Source organism: Janthinobacterium sp. 67 (assembly GCF_002797895.1).
In the GTDB taxonomy this organism is placed as follows: domain Bacteria; phylum Pseudomonadota; class Gammaproteobacteria; order Burkholderiales; family Burkholderiaceae_D; genus Janthinobacterium.
On the sequence record NZ_PGES01000001.1, the window covers coordinates 2,479,761 to 2,498,624 of the forward strand.

Genomic DNA, 18,864 nt, shown 5'->3' on the forward strand with positions numbered 1-18,864 from the left:
GTTAAAACACCCAGAGCTTGTCGGCCGGCATGTGCAGCCAGTACTTGCCCGCTTCGAGCTTGTGGCGCGAATACGCGCGCAGGCTGATGTTCTCGGCGCCGCCCCGTTCGAACAGGCATTCCCAGCGGTCGCCCAGGTACATGCAGGTCAGCAGCGGCAGCTCGATGGCGTTGTCCACCTGCGTGGCGCTGATCTTCACTTCCTCGACGCGTATCATGGTGGTCACTTCCGTTCCCACGTTGGCGCCGCGCGCCACGCCCTGCATGGAAGCGCCGTCGACCAGCAGGCGCACCTGATTGCCTTCGCGCTGCACCACCTTGCCGGGCAGGCGGTTGTTACTGCCCATGAATTCGGCCGTGAACAGGGTGTCCGGCGTTTCATACATGCTTTGCGGCGTGCCCTGCTGCTCGATCTTGCCGTTATTGAGCAGCAGGATGCGGTCGGAAATGGCCATCGCCTCGCCCTGGTCATGCGTCACCATCAGGGCCGACAGCCCCAGGCGCACGATCAGTTCGCGCAGGAAGGCGCGCGCTTCCTCGCGCAGCTTGGCGTCCAGGTTCGACAGCGGTTCGTCGAGCAGGATCACGGGCGGGTTGTACACCAGCGCGCGGGCGATCGCCACGCGCTGCTGCTGGCCGCCGGACAGCTGATGCGGATAGCGCTCGCCCAAGTGTCCCAGGCCCAGCTGCGTGAGCACTTCCTTCACGCGTCCGGCGATATCGGACGTGCCCATCTTGCGCAACTTGAGGCCGTAGGCGACGTTGTCGAACACGGTCTTGTGCGGCCACAGCGCGTACGACTGGAACACCAGTCCCAGGTTGCGCTGCTCGGCCGGCATCTCGAAGTGCTTCGCGCCATCGAAGACATTGCGCTCGCCGATCTCGATGGTGCCCGCCTTCGGGCTTTCCAGCCCGGCGACGGCGCGCAGCAAGGTGGTCTTGCCGCTGCCCGAAGGCCCCAGCAGGGCGACCACTTCGCCTTTTTTCAGGTGCATCGAGACACCTTTCAGGATCGGGTTGGCGGAGGCGCCGGTGCCGTAGTCCAGGTGCAGCTCATTGACGGTCAGTTCATTCATGATGTGGTCTCAGTCTTTGTATTTAGTTATGCAGCTTGACGCCAAAGCGCAGCGCGATGCCCAGGCCGATGGCCACCAGGGTGATATTGATGAAGGACAGCGCCGCCACCAGGTCGGTCGAGCCGCCTGCCCACAGCGACACCAGCATGGCGCCGATCACTTCCGTGCCCGGCGAGAGCAGGTACACGCCCGTCGAGTATTCGCGCTCGAAGATCAGGAACACCATCAGCCAGGCGCCCAGCAAGCCGTATTTGATCAGCGGCAGGGTGACGTCGCGCGTCACCTGGCCACGGCTGGCACCGACGGCGCGCGCCGCCTCTTCCAGTTCCGGCCCCACCTGCAGCAGCGCCGTGGAAATGAGGCGCATGCCGTAGGCCATCCACACCACCGAGTACGCAAGCCACAGGGCGAAGATCGTCGAGCGCAGTTCGCGCAGCACGGGGATCACATGGCCGCTCAGCCACAGGGCCACGCCGTTGTCCATGCCTTTCAATACCCCGTCGAGCCAGGCCGGCACGAACAGGAACACCCACAGGAACGACAGGCCGGCCAAGAGGCCCGGCACGGCACGCGGCACCAGCACGCTGTAATCGAGCAGGCGCGTGATGCCGTCCTGCTTGCGGTGCATGGCCAGCGCGATGAAGCTGTAGCAGCCGACGGCCAGTGCGCCGCCGACGACGCCGATCAGGATGGTGTTGACGATGCCGCGCACCAGCGATGGCTGGTCGAAGATATCGCGGAAATGCTGCAGGGTCAGCACGTCGGCCAGGTGCACGCCTTCGCCCCAGTACTGCACGAAGGAACGCAGCACGATGCCCGTCAACGGCAGGATGATGGTGAAGATCAGCCAGCCGGCCAGCAAGGCAAACGCCAGCCACTTCCAGCGGCCCAGCGGCATGGCCTTGCTGCGCGCGCCCTTGCCCTTGATCGACACGTATTTGTTGGCCGATTTGAGCAGCCAGCGCTGTATCATCACCAGCGGCATCGTCACCATCACCAGGCACACGGCGACGGCGGCCATCAGGTGGTACGACGGCGTGCCCAGTTTATTCGTCAGCTTGTACAGATAGGTCGGCAGCACCAGGTGGCCTTCCGGATCGCCGAGCACCAGCACCAGGCCGAATACTTCGAAGCCGAGGAAGAACACCAGCACGCCCGCATACGCCAGCGCCGGCATGATCATCGGCAGCGACACGTTGAGCATCACCTGGATCGGCGAGGCGCCGGCCACACGGGCTGCCTCTTCCACGTCCGAACCCAGGCTTTTCAGGGCCGACGAGGCGTACAGGTAGACGTGCGGCACGTGCGTCAGGCCGGCGATGATGACGATGCTGGTGAAGGAATATATATTCCAGGGCACGAAGCCGAGCAGCTCCTTGGCCCAGATCGAATAAAAGCCCACGGGTCCCATCGACACGACGTAGCCGAAGCCCATCACCATCGGCGAGACAAAGATCGGCACCAGCAGCATCGGTGCTACCCAGCCGCGGCCCGGCAAGTCCGTGCGCACCATCAGGAAGGCCAGCATGCCGCCCAGCGGCACGGCGATGACGGTCAGGCCAAAGGCCAGCATCAGGCCATTCTTGAAGGCCATGGCGAAATCGGGATCATCGAAGATGAAACGGTAGGAGTCAAAGCCGAATTCGCGCACCGGCATGAAGAAGGGCGCGTTCAAAAAGCTTTGATAGAAAATCAGGAACAGCGGCAGGAAAATGGCGACCACGGTGAGCGCCACGACCACGCCGCGCGGCCAGTTCAGGCGCGACAAGGGAGAGCGCGACCGGGCAGGCAGCGGCAAGATAGCAGTTTGCATGATGAATCCAATGAATGAAGGGTGCGGCATCCGTCCGCAGGCACGCGCCCGCGGACGGCCAGAACGGCATTATTTTTTGCCGGCTGTTTCTTTCCACTGCTTCAAGAAGGCCATGCGCTTGGCTGGCCCCAGGAATTGCAGGATGATCGGATGCACGGGAATCGGCTTGACGTTGGCCGCGCCGATTTCCTTGATCAGGTCCGCCGAAGTGGTCTCGCCCGTGACGTCGGCGCGGATGGCGAACAGCTTGGCGCCGTTGGCGATGATGGTCTGGCCGCGGTGCGACAGCACGTAATCGAGCCACAGCTTGCTGGCGTTGACGTTCTTCGCGTTCTTGTTGATGAACTGTACGCGCGACAGGATCAGCGTGTAATCCTTGGGCAGCACCACGCCGATCGACGGGTCGGTCTTGGCGCGCACCAGCGCATAGGAACCGAGTACGTTGTAGCCGATCAGGTTTTCACCCGACGAGATACGTTCCATCATCGTGCCCGTCGACGACTGCACGCGCACCTTGGCCGTGCCGAAGGCGTTTTCCAGCGCCAGGAATTGCGGATACTCCTTCGCATCCTGCGCCATGAACATGAAGCCCACGCCCGATTTTTCGATATCGTAGGTGGTGACCTTGTCCTTGAATTTCGGCGTGGCGATCAGCTTGACGAAATCGTCGTGGTTCTTCGGCACTTCCTTGGGGTCGAGCAAACGCTTGTTGTAGACGATGGCGGCCGGCTCGAACGTGGTGCCGTAAGCCTGGTCGTCCCACATGGCCCAGCCGGGAATCTTCGCCGCTTCGACCGACTTGTACTTGAGCGCGTAGCCATCGGAGGCGAGGCGCATCTGCAAATCCATCGCCGACGACCACATCACGTCGGCCGTGTTGCCGCCGGCGGCCACCTCGGAAATGAAGCGGTTGTACACTTCGGTGGAATTCATGTCGTTGTATTCGACGGAAATACCAGGATACAGGGCGCTGAAATCCTTGATCAGCGGAGCGGCGGCCTTGCTGTCCGTGGCGCTGTAGATCACCACCTTGCCTTCCTTCTTGGCCGCGTCGATGATCTTCTGGTAGTCGGCCGGATAACCTGCCGGTACCTGGGCGAAAGCGGCGCCGGTGGTACCGGCGAAAGCGGCGGCCAGGGCGATGGCGAGTAGGGTCTTGGTTTGCATGGTTAGTCTCCGTCTGTGATTGTTGTATGGTTTGCTATTGGCTTCAGCGCATCAGGCCCAGTTCGGCGGCCTGCCTGGAATAGCGTTCGACTGCCTGGTTCACGTACTGCGTCAATTTGTCGCCCGTCAGCGCGAACGGATACATGCCCGCCTGCGTGCGCCACTGGGCAAACTGCGGCGTGGCCATGGCACGGTCGAACGTGGCCACCCAGCGCTGGTAATCGGCTTCCGGCACCTGTGGCCCCATCCACAAGCCGCGGATGATGGGCCACACCACGTCGATGCCCTGCTCGCGCGCCGTCGGTACGCCGGCCAGCACGCCGGGCAGGCGTTTTTCCGACAGCACCGCCAGCACGCGCGCATGGCTGTCGCCCGCATTCAGGGTCGCTTCCGACGTATCGCCCGACATCACCTGCACGTAGTCGGCCTGCATCGCCGTGAAGATCTCGCCGCCGCCCTCCAGCGCCACGAAGCGCAGCACTTTCGGGTCGATGCCGGCCTGGCGCGCCACCAGCGCCATCTTCAGCCAGTCCTGGCTGCCGATGGTGCCGGACACGCCGATCAGCACCTTGTCGGGGTGGCGCTTGAGCGCCGCGATCAGGTCGGACAGGCTCTTGTAGGGCGAGTCGCTGCGCACGGCGATCATGCCGTAGTCGGCGCCCAGCGCCGCCACCCAGCGCACGTCGCGCGTCTTGGCGTTGCCGAACTTGCCTTGCGCCAGGTTCAGCAGCGAACCGCCCGAAAACACCACCAGGGTGTTGGCTTCGGCGCGCCGGCGCTGCGAACCCATTGAGCGCCACGCCACCGCGCCGATGCCGCCCGGCAGATAACTGATGCGCACCGAGGACGCGAACGGCGCCGCTGCCGCCGGATCGGGCTGCAGCAGCCCTTTCTGCGCCAGCTTGCAGGTCAGGTCCATGGCGCCGCCCGGCTTGGACGGCACCACGCAATCGACTTCAGGCACGGGCGCTGTTGCCAGCGCGGGCAGCGGCGCGGACAACAACAGCAGCGACAGGAACGCGGTGCGCAGCATGGTCATGCCTTAGAAGCGGTGCTGGATGCCGGCGATCAGGCCACGCTGCGTGTCGCCGAAACCGGCATCGTCGCGCGACAGGCTGACCAGCTGGTTGTGCTTGGCCTTGGCGTAGGCGCCGGCCACGTACAGGTCGGTGCGCTTGGACAGGGCATAGCGCACGCGCGCCACGTACATGATCGGATCGGCATCGAGGTTGGCGGCCACGTTTTTCACGTCCTGGTAGTAGATCACGCCCGTCAGGGTGATGACCGGCGTGGTCTTGTAGCTGACGCCGCCCCAGTACAGGGTGCCGCGCACGTCGGCCTTGCCGGCTGCAGCAGGATCGAGCTTGTAGTCGCGCGCCGCCGCCTGCACTTTCCACGGGCCGTCGTCGTACATGGCGCCCAGGTGGTACACGGTGGTCTTGTCGCGCGCGCCGCCGGCGATGGTGTTGCCGTTCACTTGTTCATACGTGGCCAGCAGGCTGACCGGACCGGTCTTGTAGGTGACGGCCGTCGACAGCTTGGCGCTGTCCGAGGTGCCCGTCGACTGTTCGCCGAAGCCGTACGATGCGCCGTAGCTGAAGTCGCCCGTCTTGCCCGAGTACTTGACCATATTGTCGAAGGCCGTCGTCATGCCGTATTTGCTCGGCCCCGTTGCGTTGCCCGAAGTAGCCCACGAGTAGAACGGCGCATACGCCATCGGATCGAATGGCAGCACGAAGTCGTATACGGTGGTGAAAGAGCGTCCCAGCACGACACGGCCGAACGCGCCTTCCAGGCCCACGTTGGCCTGGCGCTTGAACAGCGCGCCATCGGCCGCGCCCGTGTCGACCAGGATGCCGCCTTCCAGATTGAAGACGGCTTTCAGGCCGCCGCCCAGGTCTTCGCTGCCCAGGATGCCCCAGCGCGAAGTGTTCATGCCGCCCGAGCTCACCTGCGTCATCGAGCTTTTGTTCGGACCGGCGTTGCTGGTGTTGCTGATGCCGGCGTCCAGACGGCCGTACAGGGTCACGTTCGACTGTGCCTGGGCGGCGCCGGCTGCGGCGGCAAGAACGGCCATGGCGGCCAGCGAGAATGCGGTTTTCTTCATGTGGGATCCCCTTTAGATATAGTTATTGGTGATAAGCCTGATCAATTTCATGAATCAGGATCACACTATATGATCGCCATCCTTTCAATTGGCTTTCAGAATGACAGGTGTCGTCCGCCAGCCACAAGAGAGGCAAACATATTCATCGCCGCCCCTGTCGGTGGCGCGCCGACAGGCTTACACTGCACCAATTCAAACGAATGGCGGAGACCATGCGCATATTATTAGTGGAAGACCATCTGGAACTGTCGCACTGGCTGGCAAAGGCCCTGCGCGACGCGCACCTGACGGTGGAGACAGCCCACAACGGCGCCGATGCCGACGCCCTGCTGCATACGCAGGAATATTCCCTGGTGCTGCTCGACCTCTCCCTGCCAAAAATGGACGGCCTGGACGTGCTGCGCCGCCTGCGCGCGCGCGGCGGCACGCGCGGCAAGACTCCCGTCATGATACTCACGGCGCGCGGCGGCCTCGATGAAAAAGTGCAGGGCCTGAACCTGGGCGCGGACGACTACATGGCCAAGCCCTTCGAACTGGCCGAACTGGAAGCGCGCGTAAAAGCCCTGCTGCGCCGCAGCCAGGGCAACGAAGCGCTCGTGCACACCTGCGGCGCCCTCAGTTTCGACACCGTCACGCGCATGTTCAGCTATGGCGGCGCGGCGCTGGCCCTGACGCCGCGCGAACACGCCGTGCTCGAGGCGCTGATCACGCGCTCGGGGCGGGCCGTATCGAAGGAAAAGCTGTTCGACGAAGTCTTCGCGCTGGCCGACGACGCCAACCTCGATGCCATCGAACTGTACATCCACCGCGTGCGCAAAAAACTCGAAAACGGCGTGGAAAGCGGCTCGCCCGACGGCGCCGTCATCACCACCCTGCGCGGCATCGGCTACCTGCTGCAACCACGCAGCGCCATGGCGCCGGCCGCGTCAAAATGAACATCGCCAGGCAACGCCAGCCCCTGATCGAGCGTTTGCGCCGGCACTGGGCGCGGGGCCGCCCGCTGGGCAGCCTGCGCAGCCAGCTGCTGCGCTGGCTGCTCATCCCGCTGGTGATGCTGGTGCTGCTCGATGCCGTTTTTGTGTACCGCAACGCGCTCGACGCGGCCGACATGGCCTACGACCGTTCCCTGCTGGCGTCGACGCGGGCGCTGGCCGAGCGCGTCTCCATCGTGGGCGGCAAGGTGGTGGCCGACGTGCCCTACGTGGCGCTCGACAGCTTCGAGACCGACACCCTGGGCCGCATCTACTACAAGGTCACGGGCATCAATGGCGAGCTGGTGTCGGGCTATGGCGACTTGCCGCCCGTGCCGAAAAACGTGCCCCGCTCGCAGAATTATCCGGCCCTGGTGCGCTTCTACCACGCCGACTACCACGGCAAGCCGATCCGCATCGCCGCCCTGCTGCAACCCGTGTATGACGACTCGATGCGCGGCATCGCCCTGATCCAGGTGGGCGAGACGCTGGACGCGCGGCGCGGCCTGTCGAACCAGATCCTGTTCGATACCCTGATCTGGCAGGCGGCGATGATACTGGCAATGGGCGCCCTCGTGTGGTTCGCCGTGCGCCTGGTGCTGCGCCCGCTGATGCGCTTGAAAACGGAAGTCGAGACGCGCACCCTGTCCGACCTGTCCGACGTCGATCCCACGCTGGTGCACAAGGAAATGCGCCCGCTGGTGAGCGCCATGAACGGCTCCATGTCGCGCCTGCAGCAACTGATCGCCAGCCAGCGGCGCTTCATCGCCGATGCCTCGCACCAGCTGCGCACGCCCTTGACGGTGCTGAAAACCCAGGCCGAACTGGCCATGCGCGAATGCGACCGCCAGGCGGGCGCGCCGCCGGACATCGCCGCCCTGCGCGATATCGTGCGCTCGATCGCCACCACCACCGATTCGACCGTGCTGCTGGCCAACCGCCTGCTGACCCTGGCGCGCATCGAGCATGGCGGCGAGAATCTGGCCATGGACACCGTCGCGCTGCGCGACGTGGCGCAGCAGGTGGGACTGGAAATGGCCGTGGTCTCCGTCGGCAAGCATATCGACCTGTCGCTGGAAGCGCCCGACGAAGCGCACGTGCATGGCCAGGACCTGCTGCTGCACGAACTCGTGGCCAACCTGGTCGACAACGCCTTGCGTTATACGCCGCAGGGCGGCAGCGTGATCCTGCGCGTGCGCGCGGGCGGCCATGGAAACGAAACGGTGCTGGAAGTGGAAGACAGCGGCGCCGGCATCCCGCCTGCGGAACGCGAACGCGTGTTTACACCGTTCTACCGGGTCGGCGCGGCGCTCGAGAGCAACCCGGGCGGCGCAGGCCTGGGCCTGGCCATCGTGCGCGACATCGCGGCCCTGCACGGCGCACGGCTGGAACTAGCGACGGCGGCGAATGGGCATGGACTGAAGGTCGGCGTGTATTTCAGCGGCGCCCCGTGAGGGCCGGCGCATATATGCATTGCATATTGCGCGTTGCTCAAAAACAACAAATATTCTATTTGTAATATTTTTTAAATAATTGCCTTACATAAACATATTCATCCCTATACAATTCGGCTCCCATTAAGCGGTGAGATAGTCTCTCCGTATTAATTACCTAGGATTAATATGAAAAAGCAATTGTTTGCAGCAGTCATCGGCGCCGCCCTGGCATTCCCATTGTTCGCGCAAGCCCAAGGCGCCTACATCGGCGCTAACATCGGCCGTTCGGAAATGAAGCTGTCCATCGATCAAGAAGGTTCGACCAAGAAAAGCAATACCGGCTACAAGGCTTACGCTGGCTACGACTTCACGCAAAACTTTGGCGCGGAAGCTGGCTATGTCGACTTCGGTAAAGTAGACCGCACCATCGACGGCACGAAACTGGAAGCGAAAAACCACGCATTCTACGTCGCCGCGACCGGCACCCTTCCACTGAACGAACAGTTCTCGCTGTTCGCCAAGGCTGGCGTTGCGCAAAACCGCACCAAAATCACCATCAGCGAATTGAATTTCCGTGAAAGCGATTCGAAAAACAAAACCTCCGCCATCTTTGGCATCGGCGCTGCTTACAACATCAACAAAAACCTGTCGGCTGTTGCCGAATACGAAAACTTCGGCAAGGTAGCAAGCGAAGGCGGCGACAAATTGAAAGCCGACCTGCTGTCGATCGGCCTGCGCTACAAGTTCTAATTCACGCTTGCGTGAATCAGCCCCCCGCCGTTTTAATGGCGGATAAAAAACCGGCTGCAATAAACTGAACCCCAAAAGTTGGACACCAACTTTTGGGGTTTTTCATGTCGAAGTACAGTGAGCAATTTAAGCTCAGCATTATCGAGCAATATTTGTCCGGTTCGGTGGGGCATAAACAGATTGCCGACAAGCACAATCTTCATCATTCAACTGTGAGATTGTGGATTAAATTGCATGCAGCGCATGGCATTGGAGGTCTGGTAAAAAAGTTCAGCCATTACAATGCAGAGTTCAAACTCTCTGTGTTGCAGCATATGTGGGCCGCTGATTTGTCTTGCTGGCAAGCCGGCTTGCTTCCGTATGGCTATATCCTTGATCCAGTACAAGGCATGCCGCCTGCTGTTTGAACTCAGGGGAAAACGTACGTCTTTGCTTGCTCATCAAACACCTCTCCATGGCGAGCATTCTCGCCTAAATCAGTGTCCGGGTACATTAAACCACTACAGTTCAGCAAAGCCGGTTTTTTCATGGGCGCGTGGCGCGTCACTGACACCGATGTTAAGATCGCGCCCTGAAATCGACTGAAAGATCCCGCCATGATGACCAAAGAAGATGTGACCGAACTGTTTGCCAATATCGCCGAGAACGCGCCGTGGGATTTGTCCCGGCCGCTGCTGTGGGGCTATTACTTCACCAACCCCACGTCCGAACCGCTGGAACAGGCCGCCGCCCTGCTGGCGATCCAGGGTTACCGCCCCGTGGAACTGTACCAGCCGGAACTCGACGATCCGGCCGCGCCGCCCGTGTGGGTGCTGCACGTGGAAAAGGCCGAAGTGCACGGCGTCGACAGCCTGCACGCGCGCAACGGCGAACTGATGGCATTTGCGCAGGAAAACCGGCTGGCCAGCTATGACGGCATGGACGTGGGCCCGGTCGCCGCGCCTTGAACAGCGTAGGCGCAGGTCGGATTAGGTCCGAAGGGCCGTAATCCGACAGCATCATCGGCCATGCCAACAATGTTGTCGGATTACGTGCGGCCTTGCCGCACTAATCCGACCCACTGGCCATGACCACATGGACGTGGACGCCGTAATCCGACAACATCACGCATAAAAAAACGGCGCCTGCGGGCGCCGTTCTGCATGGCTCGCCGCAAACGATCAGCTGAGGTTTTCCAGGCGGATCTTGGTGACGGTGCCCACCACGCTGTTCAAGGCTTCCATCTTCTCGATGGCGGCCGTGACGTTCTTTTCCTGCGTCTGGTGCGTCAGCATGATGATGTCCGTATGCGTTTCGCCCTCGGCCGGCTCTTTTTGCAGCATGGCGTCGATCGAGATGCCGCGTTCGGCCAGGATGCGCGTCAGGTCGGCCAGCACGCCCGGCTGGTCGGCCACGTGCATGCGCAGGTAGTAGCTGGTGGTGATTTCCGACATTGGCAGGATCGCGATATCGGTCATCGCGTTCGGCTGGAACGCCAGGTGCGGCACGCGGTGTTCCGGGTCGGCCGTGGCCAGGCGCGTGATGTCGACCAGGTCGGCAATCACCGACGAAGCGGTCGGCTCGGCGCCCGCGCCGCGGCCCGAGTACAGGCTGGCGCCGACGGCGTCGCCATGCACCAGCACGGCGTTCATGGCGCCTTCCACGTTGGCGATCAGGCGCTTGGCCGGGATCAGGGTCGGATGCACGCGCAGCTCGATGCCTTCCACGCCGTTGACGGTGGCGCGCTTGGTGATGCCCAGCAGCTTGATGCGGTAGCCCAGCTGCTCGGCGTAGCGGATGTCAACGGCATTGAGGTTGCTGATGCCTTCCACGTAGGCCTTGTCGAACTGTACCGGGATGCCGAAGGCGATGGCCGACATGATGGTCGCCTTGTGCGCGGCGTCGACGCCTTCGATGTCGAAGGTGGGGTCGGCTTCCGCGTAGCCGAGTTCCTGCGCCTGTTTCAGCACGGTGGCGAAATCGAGACCCTTGTCGCGCATTTCGGACAGGATGAAATTGGTGGTGCCGTTGATGATGCCGGCGATCCATTCGATGCGGTTGGCCGTCAAGCCTTCGCGCAGCGCCTTGATGATGGGGATGCCGCCGGCGACGGCCGCTTCGAAGGCCACCATCACGCCCTTGTCCTGGGCGGCGGCGAAGATTTCGTTGCCGTGCACGGCCAGCAGGGCCTTGTTGGCCGTGACCACGTGCTTGCCATTGGCGATGGCCCGCATCACCAGGGTTTTCGACAGGTCGTAGCCGCCGATCAGTTCGACGACGATGTCGATCTCGGGATCGTTGACGATCAGGTGCGGGTCGTTGACGACCTTGCAGCCGCCGGCGACGAGCGCTTCGGCGCGCGCCACGTCGCGCACGGCGACGGCGACGACTTCAATGCCGCGGCCAGCGCGGCGCTTGATTTCTTCCTGGTTGCGTTTCAGGACGCTGAACGTGCCGTAACCGACATTGCCCAGGCCCAGCAGGCCGATCTTGATGGATTTCATAGTTGTGCTTGACTGCTCATAAGTGGCGCCCCCTAAGGCGGCGCCAGGTTGATCGAGATTGCTGCTGCTGGCTGATTCAGCCCCGGCCGTGACGCTTGCGGTAACCTTCGAGGAAACGCGCAATGCGCCCCATGGCCTCGGTCAAGTCATCGGAATTGGGCAGGAAGACGACGCGGAAATGGTCGGGCGCGATCCAGTTGAAGCCCGTACCCTGCACGATCAGGACCTTCGCTTCGGCCAGTAATTCATAGGCAAACTGCTGGTCGTCGGCGATCGGGTAGATCTCCGGGTCCAGGCGCGGGAACATGTACAGCGCGGCCTTCGGCTTGACACAGGTGACGCCCGGGATATCGGTCAGCAGCTTGTGCGCCAGATCGCGCTGTTTCAACAGGCGCCCGCCGGGCCCCACCAGGTCTTGTATGCTCTGGTAGCCGCCAAGCGCCGTCTGGATGGCAAACTGCCCCGGCGCATTGGCGCACAGCCGCATCGAGGCCAGCATGTTGAGGCCCTCGATGTAATCTTTTGCGTGGCGCTTTTCGCCCGACACCACCATCCAGCCGGAACGGTAGCCGCAGGAGCGGTAATTCTTCGACAGGCCGTTCATGGTGATGAACAGCACGTCGTCGGCCAGCGAGGCGATCGACACGTGCTCGGCTTCGTCGTACAGCACCTTGTCGTAGATCTCGTCGGCGAAAATGATCAGTTGATGCTGGCGCGCCAGTTCGACGATCTGCAACAGCACGGACACCGGATACAGCGCGCCCGTCGGATTGTTCGGGTTGATGACGACGATGGCCTTGGTCTGCGGCGTGATCTTGCGGCGCATGTCCTCGATGTCGGGATACCACTCGTTCTGCTCGTCGCACACGTAATGCACGGGATTGCCGCCCGACAGGCTGACGGCGGCCGTCCACAAGGGATAGTCGGGCGCCGGCACCAGCACTTCGTCGCCGCTGTTGAGCAGGGCGTTCATCGACATGACGATCAGTTCCGAAGCGCCATTGCCCAGGTAAATGTCTTCGATGGTGACGCCGGCGATGTTCTTGCCCTGCGTGTAGTGCATGACGGCCTTGCGCGGCGCGAACATGCCTTTCGAATCCGTGTAGCCGGCCGCATTCTGCAGATTGAGCATCATGTCGCGCACGATCTCGTCGGGCGGATCGAAGCCGAATACGGCCAGATTGCCGATATTGAGCTTGGTGATCTTGTGGCCTTCTTCTTCCATTTGCCTGGATTTTTCCAGGACCGGGCCGCGGATGTCGTAGCAGACGTCCGCCAATTTATTCGATTTCTGAATCGGTCGCAAAATAAATCCCTGTCGTGATGCGGCGCGGTGAGCAGAGCTTGCAGCATGGTCGCCGCGCCAGAACTATGAACCCGTGAAACTGCGATGCGAAAGACTGCAAGGCGAAAACAACCATTCTCGCCGAAAACAGGCCATTTTATCAAATTAAACATGGCGAACCGCAGCATTTGACGCCGATTCTGCCACGTTGGCCCATCCGGACACCAATCCGGCGGGCGCCATCTTCATCTTCCCTTAATCTTGCGCCATTACCATGGCGCAAGCATGCGGCGCCACTGTGGCGCCGAACATTGCGATTTGGAAAGGAAGTTGCTTTTTAGTCGCTCTTTTTTGTCATTTATGGCATGCTTGCGCCCTTGGCCGCGGCACCCAGTTTGGCCGCGCGCGCACCGATCAACCGACACGACCAGCCCCGATATCGCCATGAAACTCCACGCCAGCAGCACCCAACAATACCAGACTGTCACCGGCTATGACGAAAACGGCGTCGAGATCAATGCCCAGCCGTACAACTACAGCCTGATCGTCATGCCGGAAACAGCGCCGCGGGCCTGGGACGTCGCCAGTTTCGAAGAATTGACCGAGGCGCATTTCGCGCAAATCCTCGCCGACGCTCCCGACGTGGTCATCCTCGGCACGGGCGAACGCCAGCGCTTCGTGCACCCGAAACTGACGGCCGCGCTGACCATGCGCCGCATCGGCGTCGAATGCATGGATAGCCAGGCCGCCTGCCGCACCTACAATATCCTCATGGGCGAAGGCCGCAAAGTCACCCTGGCGCTGATCCTGGCCCCGGCCGCAGGCAAGGCCGCATGAAAATCAATGTCAACGAACTGCACTCGTCGCGGGTGCTGATGTGGTCCCTGCTGGGCATCTTCATCGTCGTCACCCTGTACGCATTGGGCGTGCGCACCCTGGTGCCGCCCGACGAGGGCCGCTACGCCGAGATGGCGCGCGAGATGTTCGTCACGGGCGACTGGATCACCACGCGTCTGAACGGCATCAAGTACTTTGAAAAGCCGCCGCTGCAAACGTGGATGAATGCGCTGACCTTCGCCGCCTTCGGCCTGGGCGAGTGGCAGGCACGCCTGTGGACTGGCCTGTGCGGCATCATCGGCGTGTGCATGACGGCCTACGCGGGCAAGAAAGTCTTCGGCCCGCGCGTGGGCCTGTATGCGGGCCTGGTACTGGCGTCGAGCCTGTTCTGGCTCGCTTCGGGCCAGATCAATTCGCTGGACATGGGCCTGTCGGGCATGATGACCCTCACCCTGGGCAGCCTGCTGGTCGCCCAGCGCGACGACGCCACGGCGACCGAGCGGCGCAACTGGATGCTGGCCTGCTGGGCCGCCATGGCGCTGGCCGTGCTGGCCAAGGGCCTGATCGGCATCGTCCTGCCGGGCGCCGTGCTGGTGCTGTATTCGCTGTGCGCGCGCGACTGGCGCATCTGGACGCGTCTGCACCTGGCCAAGGGCTTGCTGGTGTTCTTCGCCATCGCCACGCCATGGTTCGTGCTGGTCGCCCTGCGCAATCCGGAACAGCCGCATTTCTTCTTCATCCACGAGCATTTCCAGCGCTTCCTGATGAAGGGCCACAAGCGCGAAGGCGCCTGGTACTACTTCCTCGTGCTGCTCGTTCCCGGCATCCTGCCATGGATAGGCCTGCTGCCGCAAAGCCTGGCCGCCGCCTTCCAGCGCCAGGAAGGCGCCTTCCAGCCCCGTTTGATGCTGCTGGTCTGGGCCGTCTTCATTTTCTTCTTCTTCAGCTATTCGACCTCGAAGCTGCCTGGCTATATCGTGCCCATCTTCCCGGCGCTGGCCTTGCTGGTGGCGCTGTATCTGGAATCGGCATCGCGCCGCCAGCGCCTGTTCGCCGCCGGCCTGCTGTGCGTGCTGGGCGCGGCCATCCTGATCGGCGGGCCGATCGCGTTCGGCAAGGCCAGCGCGCGCGATCCGGCCGCCCTGATCGCCTTGAAAGGCTATCAGCCATGGCTGATGGCGGCCGGCTTCTTCGCCCTGGCAGGCGGCGCCCTGGCCCTGCTGCATGCACGCCAGCTGCGCCGCGACATGACGGTACTGACGATTGCCGGCGCCGGTTTCCTGGCCACGCACTGCATCCTGGCCGGCTCCGAACTGTATGGCCAGAACCGCGCGGGCACCGACATGCTGCCGCAGATCCAGGCCGAACTGACGGCCGATACCAAGCTGTATTCGGTCGGCATCTATGAACAGTCGCTGACGTATTACCTGCAGCGGCCCGTGATCCTCGTCGATTACTGGGATGAATTCACGTTTGGCCTGAAACAGCAGCCGGAACTGTCGATCCCGACCATCGAACCTTTCATCACGCAATGGACGAACGATGCCAACGCCGGCGTGCACGACATGGCCATTATCAGCCTGGACCGTTACAAGGAACTGCAACAACGTGGCGTGCCCATGCGTGTGATTGCCGAAGATGCGCGCCGCATGGTCATTGCCAATAAATAAATGGATAACGGGGCGCGACGCAGCACGGATCGCGCCTCCCGGCCCAGCTTGCCCCGCCCCCCGCATCAGCGAGATTTTTCACCGCTGAAGGGGCTGCGCCGCCATACTGACGATATAAAATAGCCATGCCTGCCAGCGTCTTTTGACCGCACTGGCAGCCTCGGCGACACTGATACCCTGACACAATACCGACCCAAGAACCGCGCCATGACCTCTACCCTGCCCTTTTTGCCCTTTTCCAAACCCACCATCGACGAGGCGACCATCGCCGCCGTCGGCGACGTGCTGCGCTCGGGCTGGATCACCAGCGGCCCGAAAGTGCAGGCCTTCGAAGCCCAGCTGTCCGAATATTTCGGCGGGCGTCCCGTGCGCACCTTCAATTCGGGCACCTGCACCATGGAAATCGCGCTGCGCATCGCCGGCATAGGCCCCGGCGACGAAGTCATCACCACGCCCGTGTCGTGGGTAGCGACGGCCAACGTCATCATCGAAGTGGGCGCCACGCCCGTGTTCGCCGATATCGACCCCGTCACGCGCAATATCGACCTCGACAAGCTGGAAGCGGCCATCACGCCCCGCACCAAAGCCATCATCCCCGTCTACCTGTCCGGCCTGCCCGTCGACATGGACCGCCTGTACGCGATTGCTGAAAAATACAATTTGCGGGTCGTCGAAGACGCGGCGCAAGCGTTCGGCTCCACGTGGAAAGGCAAGCGCATCGGTGCATTTGGCGACTTCGTCTCGTTCAGCTTCCAGGCCAACAAGAACATCACGACGGGCGAAGGCGGCTGCCTTGTCCTGAACAACCTGGAAGAAGCGAAGCTGGCCGAGAAATACCGGCTGCAGGGCGTCACCCGCAGCGGCGTCGACGGCATCGACGTCGACGTGCTGGGCGGCAAATACAACATGAGCGACATCATGGCCGCCATCGGCCTGGGCCAGTTCGCCAATATCGACGCCATCACGGCCCACCGCCGCGCGCTGGCGCGCCATTACTTTGAGCAATTCGGCAGCGACTTCGAAGCGCAGAGCGGCGCCCAGCTGCCCGTGCAGGATTTTGACAACAGCAACTGGCATCTGTTCCAAATCATCCTGCCCGACAACGGCCCCGGCACGCGCGCCGCCTTCATGCAGCAAATGGCACAACAAAACGTGGGAACGGGCTATCATTACGCACCGATCCACCTGTTTACCATGTACCGCGAACGCGGCTTTACCGAGGGCATGTTCCCCGTCTCGGAAAAGATCGGCCGCCTGACCGTGACCTTGCCGATGTTCTACGCCATGACGACACAGGACGTGGAACGCGCCGTCGCCACCGTCAAATCCATACTCATCAAATGAGCAGCGCGCCGATGAAACCTGAACTGTCCGTTATCATTCCGATCTACAACGAGCAGGATGGCCTGGCCAGCCTGTTCGCCCGCCTGTATCCGGCCCTCGATGCCCTGCAGACGAGCTACGAGATCATCTTCATCAACGATGGCAGCCGCGACAATTCGGTGGCCATCCTGGCGGAACAGTTCCGCCAGCGCCCCGACGTCACGCGCGTCGTCCTGTTCAACGGTAATTATGGCCAGCACATGGCCATCCTGGCCGGGTTCGAGGCATCGCGCGGGCAGATCATGGTCACGCTCGACGCCGACCTGCAGAATCCGCCCGAAGAAATCGGTAACCTCGTGGCAAAGATGCGCGAAGGCTACGATTACGTGGGCTCGATCCGGCGCAAGCGCCAGGATTCCGCCTGGCGCACCCTGGCGTCGAAGATGATGAACCGGCTGCGCGAGCGCATCACCAACATCAAGATCACGGACCAGGGCAACATGTTGCGCGCCTACGGCCGCAACGTGATCGACCTGGTCAACCAGTGTGCCGAAGTCAACACCTTCGTGCCCGCCCTGGCCTACACGTTTGCCCGCAAGCCCACGGAAATTACCGTCGAGCACGAGGAACGGGCAGCCGGCGAGTCGAAATACTCGCTGTACAGCCTGATCCGCCTCAATTTCGACCTGGTCACGGGCTTTTCCCTGATTCCGCTGCAAATCTTTTCGATGCTGGGCATGCTGCTGTCGCTCAGCTCCGCCGGGCTGGTGATCTATCTGCTGGCGCGCCGCTTCCTGTTCGGCGCCGAGGCGCAGGGCGTGTTCACCCTATTCGCCATCGCCTTCTTCCTGATGGGCGTGATCCTGTTCGGCATCGGCCTCGTGGGCGAATACGTGGGACGCATCTTCCAGCAAGTGCGCGCCCGTCCCCGCTACGTGGTGCAAACCATCTTGCAGGACGGCATGGTCCAGGCGGAAGCCGAGGCGCCATCGTACGTGCGCCTGGAAAAACGCCAGGTGGGCCGCTGATGGGCGCCCCGCGCGCCGTCGTCTTCGGCTACCACAATGTGGGCGTACGCTGCATCAAGGTGCTGCTGGCCGGCGGCGTCGATATCGCCCTCGTCGTCACGCACGAAGACAGCCCCACGGAAAACCTGTGGTTCGAATCCGTGGCGGACCTGTGCCAGGCCGAAGGCATCCCCTATATCACGCCATTGGACGCCCGCGCGCCCGAACTGCTGGCCCAGGTGCAGGCGGCAACACCGGACATGCTGTTCAGCTTTTACTACCGTCACATGCTGCCGGCCAGCATCCTGGAAGTGGCGCCCGCCTACAATATGCACGGCTCGCTGCTGCCGCAGTTCCGCGGCCGCGCGCCCGTCAACTGGGCCGTGCTGCAAGGCGCCACGGAAACGGGCGCCACCCTGCATGAAATGACGGTCAAGCCGGACGCCGGCGCCATCGTCGCGCAGACGGCCGTGCCCATCCTGCCCGACGACACGGCGTTTGAAGTCTTCGGCAAGGTCACCGTGGCGGCGGAGCAAACCTTGTGGGGCGTGCTGCCAGCCTTGCTGGACGGCACCGCGCCGCGCCAGCTCAACGATTTGCGCCAGGGCGGCTATTTTGGCGGACGCAAGCCCGACGATGGCCGCATCGACTGGAAGTTACCCGCGCAGCAGGTTTACAACCTGCACCGGGCCGTCGCGCCGCCCTATCCCGGCGCCTTCACCGAAGTCAACAATGTCATTTACATCATCGAAAAAGCCCGTTTAAGCAAGCATTCAGCAGGAAGTTTGCCACCGGGCTTGGCGGTAGTGGATAATTGCGTCTTTGGCGTCTGCGGAGACGGCCGCATGCTGGCCATTTCCGCGCTGAGGGCTGGCGGGGAGCCGATTTCGGCTCAGCAATTGCAAGCAAGTCTGACCGCCCGCGTCAGCACACACTGATA

Annotated in this window: 16 protein-coding genes and 2 pseudogenes; 10 read left to right on the forward strand and 8 right to left on the reverse strand. The window is 62.5% G+C overall.

Going from position 1 to position 18,864, the window contains the following annotated elements; all coding sequences use genetic code 11:
• Position 1: 1 nt before the first annotated feature.
• From CLU90_RS11130 to CLU90_RS11150, 5 genes are all read right to left on the reverse strand, one after another.
• On the reverse strand, positions 2-1,075 hold the full coding sequence (locus CLU90_RS11130; RefSeq protein WP_100427942.1) for an ABC transporter ATP-binding protein: 1,074 nt from the start codon (positions 1,073-1,075) through the stop codon (positions 2-4).
• 22 nt (positions 1,076-1,097) lie between these two features.
• Positions 1,098-2,888 carry an ABC transporter permease gene (locus tag CLU90_RS11135; RefSeq protein WP_092710520.1) on the reverse strand — a complete coding sequence of 597 codons (1,791 nt, stop codon included), beginning with the start codon at positions 2,886-2,888 and terminating at the stop codon, positions 1,098-1,100.
• 69 nt (positions 2,889-2,957) lie between these two features.
• Positions 2,958-4,055, reverse strand: coding sequence for an ABC transporter substrate-binding protein (locus CLU90_RS11140; protein ID WP_092710523.1), 1,098 nt, complete (start codon positions 4,053-4,055; stop codon positions 2,958-2,960).
• 43 nt (positions 4,056-4,098) lie between these two features.
• Positions 4,099-5,094 carry a Bug family tripartite tricarboxylate transporter substrate binding protein gene (locus CLU90_RS11145; RefSeq protein WP_092710525.1) on the reverse strand — a complete coding sequence of 332 codons (996 nt, stop codon included), beginning with the start codon at positions 5,092-5,094 and terminating at the stop codon, positions 4,099-4,101.
• Positions 5,095-5,097: 3 nt separating this feature from the next.
• On the reverse strand, positions 5,098-6,162 hold the full coding sequence (locus CLU90_RS11150; protein WP_092710527.1) for a porin: 1,065 nt from the start codon (positions 6,160-6,162) through the stop codon (positions 5,098-5,100).
• Between the two features lie 212 nt (positions 6,163-6,374).
• On the opposite strand from CLU90_RS11150, the gene CLU90_RS11155 reads away from it, so the two are divergent.
• From CLU90_RS11155 to CLU90_RS29890, 4 genes and pseudogenes are all read left to right on the forward strand, one after another.
• Complete coding sequence (locus CLU90_RS11155) at positions 6,375-7,097, forward strand: response regulator (RefSeq protein WP_092711293.1); 723 nt, start codon at positions 6,375-6,377, stop codon at positions 7,095-7,097.
• Positions 7,094-8,587, forward strand: a complete 1,494-nt coding sequence (locus CLU90_RS11160; RefSeq protein ID WP_232731163.1) for a sensor histidine kinase — start codon at positions 7,094-7,096, stop codon at positions 8,585-8,587. Before CLU90_RS11155 ends, CLU90_RS11160 begins: the two co-directional genes overlap by 4 nt.
• 168 nt (positions 8,588-8,755) lie before the next feature.
• Positions 8,756-9,319, forward strand: a complete 564-nt coding sequence (locus CLU90_RS11165; protein WP_092710529.1) for an outer membrane beta-barrel protein — start codon at positions 8,756-8,758, stop codon at positions 9,317-9,319.
• A 104-nt stretch (positions 9,320-9,423) separates the two neighbouring features.
• Positions 9,424-9,597, forward strand: a pseudogene (locus CLU90_RS29890) (transposase); the annotation flags it as partial.
• A gap of 67 nt (positions 9,598-9,664) precedes the next feature.
• Here CLU90_RS29890 and CLU90_RS29690 read toward each other — a convergent pair.
• Positions 9,665-9,760, reverse strand: a pseudogene (locus tag CLU90_RS29690) (transposase); the annotation flags it as partial.
• 155 nt (positions 9,761-9,915) lie between these two features.
• Between CLU90_RS29690 and CLU90_RS11175 the strand changes: the two are divergent.
• Positions 9,916-10,266 (forward strand): ribonuclease E inhibitor RraB, encoded by a 351-nt coding sequence (locus tag CLU90_RS11175; RefSeq protein WP_092710534.1) that lies wholly within the window; start codon positions 9,916-9,918, stop codon positions 10,264-10,266.
• A 213-nt stretch (positions 10,267-10,479) separates the two neighbouring features.
• On the opposite strand, the gene CLU90_RS11180 is transcribed toward CLU90_RS11175, so the two are convergent.
• Both CLU90_RS11180 and CLU90_RS11185 read right to left on the reverse strand, forming a co-directional pair.
• Positions 10,480-11,802 (reverse strand): homoserine dehydrogenase, encoded by a 1,323-nt coding sequence (locus tag CLU90_RS11180; RefSeq protein WP_100427943.1) that lies wholly within the window; start codon positions 11,800-11,802, stop codon positions 10,480-10,482.
• Positions 11,803-11,878: 76 nt separating this feature from the next.
• Entirely contained in the window at positions 11,879-13,108 is a 1,230-nt protein-coding gene (locus tag CLU90_RS11185) for a pyridoxal phosphate-dependent aminotransferase (protein ID WP_100427944.1), read from the reverse strand.
• 423 nt (positions 13,109-13,531) lie between these two features.
• Here CLU90_RS11185 and CLU90_RS11190 point away from each other — a divergent pair, with 423 nt between their 5' ends.
• The 5 genes from CLU90_RS11190 to CLU90_RS11210 all read left to right on the forward strand — a co-directional run bounded on the left by CLU90_RS11190 (position 13,532) and on the right by CLU90_RS11210 (position 18,862).
• Positions 13,532-13,924, forward strand: a complete 393-nt coding sequence (locus tag CLU90_RS11190; protein WP_092710540.1) for an Mth938-like domain-containing protein — start codon at positions 13,532-13,534, stop codon at positions 13,922-13,924.
• Positions 13,921-15,594, forward strand: coding sequence for a glycosyltransferase family 39 protein (locus CLU90_RS11195; protein ID WP_100427945.1), 1,674 nt, complete (start codon positions 13,921-13,923; stop codon positions 15,592-15,594). The genes CLU90_RS11190 and CLU90_RS11195 overlap by 4 nt, the downstream gene beginning before the upstream one ends.
• 207 nt (positions 15,595-15,801) lie before the next feature.
• Positions 15,802-16,938, forward strand: coding sequence for a DegT/DnrJ/EryC1/StrS family aminotransferase (locus CLU90_RS11200; RefSeq protein WP_100427946.1), 1,137 nt, complete (start codon positions 15,802-15,804; stop codon positions 16,936-16,938).
• An 11-nt stretch (positions 16,939-16,949) separates the two neighbouring features.
• The gene (locus tag CLU90_RS11205) at positions 16,950-17,945 is read left to right on the forward strand and encodes a glycosyltransferase (protein WP_092711297.1); all 996 of its coding nucleotides are present in this window, start codon (positions 16,950-16,952) and stop codon (positions 17,943-17,945) included.
• The gene (locus CLU90_RS11210; protein ID WP_100427947.1) at positions 17,945-18,862 is read left to right on the forward strand and encodes a formyltransferase; all 918 of its coding nucleotides are present in this window, start codon (positions 17,945-17,947) and stop codon (positions 18,860-18,862) included. Before CLU90_RS11205 ends, CLU90_RS11210 begins: the two co-directional genes overlap by 1 nt.
• Positions 18,863-18,864 lie beyond the last annotated feature (2 nt).

Bases quoted from the DNA above. Each gene is read 5' to 3' on its own strand.
- CLU90_RS11210 (WP_100427947.1), top strand. From the start codon at position 17,945: ATGGGCGCCCCGCGCGCCGTCGTCTTCGGCTACCACAATGTGGGCGTA.
- CLU90_RS11175 (WP_092710534.1), top strand. From the start codon at position 9,916: ATGATGACCAAAGAAGATGTGACCGAACTGTTTGCCAATATCGCCGAG.
- CLU90_RS11195 (WP_100427945.1), top strand. From the start codon at position 13,921: ATGAAAATCAATGTCAACGAACTGCACTCGTCGCGGGTGCTGATGTGG.
- CLU90_RS11200 (WP_100427946.1), top strand. From the start codon at position 15,802: ATGACCTCTACCCTGCCCTTTTTGCCCTTTTCCAAACCCACCATCGAC.
- CLU90_RS11150 (WP_092710527.1), bottom strand. From the start codon at position 6,162: ATGAAGAAAACCGCATTCTCGCTGGCCGCCATGGCCGTTCTTGCCGCC.
- CLU90_RS11140 (WP_092710523.1), bottom strand. From the start codon at position 4,055: ATGCAAACCAAGACCCTACTCGCCATCGCCCTGGCCGCCGCTTTCGCC.
- CLU90_RS11130 (WP_100427942.1), bottom strand. From the start codon at position 1,075: ATGAATGAACTGACCGTCAATGAGCTGCACCTGGACTACGGCACCGGC.
- CLU90_RS11135 (WP_092710520.1), bottom strand. From the start codon at position 2,888: ATGCAAACTGCTATCTTGCCGCTGCCTGCCCGGTCGCGCTCTCCCTTG.
- CLU90_RS11165 (WP_092710529.1), top strand. From the start codon at position 8,756: ATGAAAAAGCAATTGTTTGCAGCAGTCATCGGCGCCGCCCTGGCATTC.
- CLU90_RS11180 (WP_100427943.1), bottom strand. From the start codon at position 11,802: ATGAAATCCATCAAGATCGGCCTGCTGGGCCTGGGCAATGTCGGTTAC.
- CLU90_RS11205 (WP_092711297.1), top strand. From the start codon at position 16,950: ATGAAACCTGAACTGTCCGTTATCATTCCGATCTACAACGAGCAGGAT.
- CLU90_RS11155 (WP_092711293.1), top strand. From the start codon at position 6,375: ATGCGCATATTATTAGTGGAAGACCATCTGGAACTGTCGCACTGGCTG.
- CLU90_RS11145 (WP_092710525.1), bottom strand. From the start codon at position 5,094: ATGACCATGCTGCGCACCGCGTTCCTGTCGCTGCTGTTGTTGTCCGCG.
- CLU90_RS11160 (WP_232731163.1), top strand. From the start codon at position 7,094: ATGAACATCGCCAGGCAACGCCAGCCCCTGATCGAGCGTTTGCGCCGG.
- CLU90_RS11190 (WP_092710540.1), top strand. From the start codon at position 13,532: ATGAAACTCCACGCCAGCAGCACCCAACAATACCAGACTGTCACCGGC.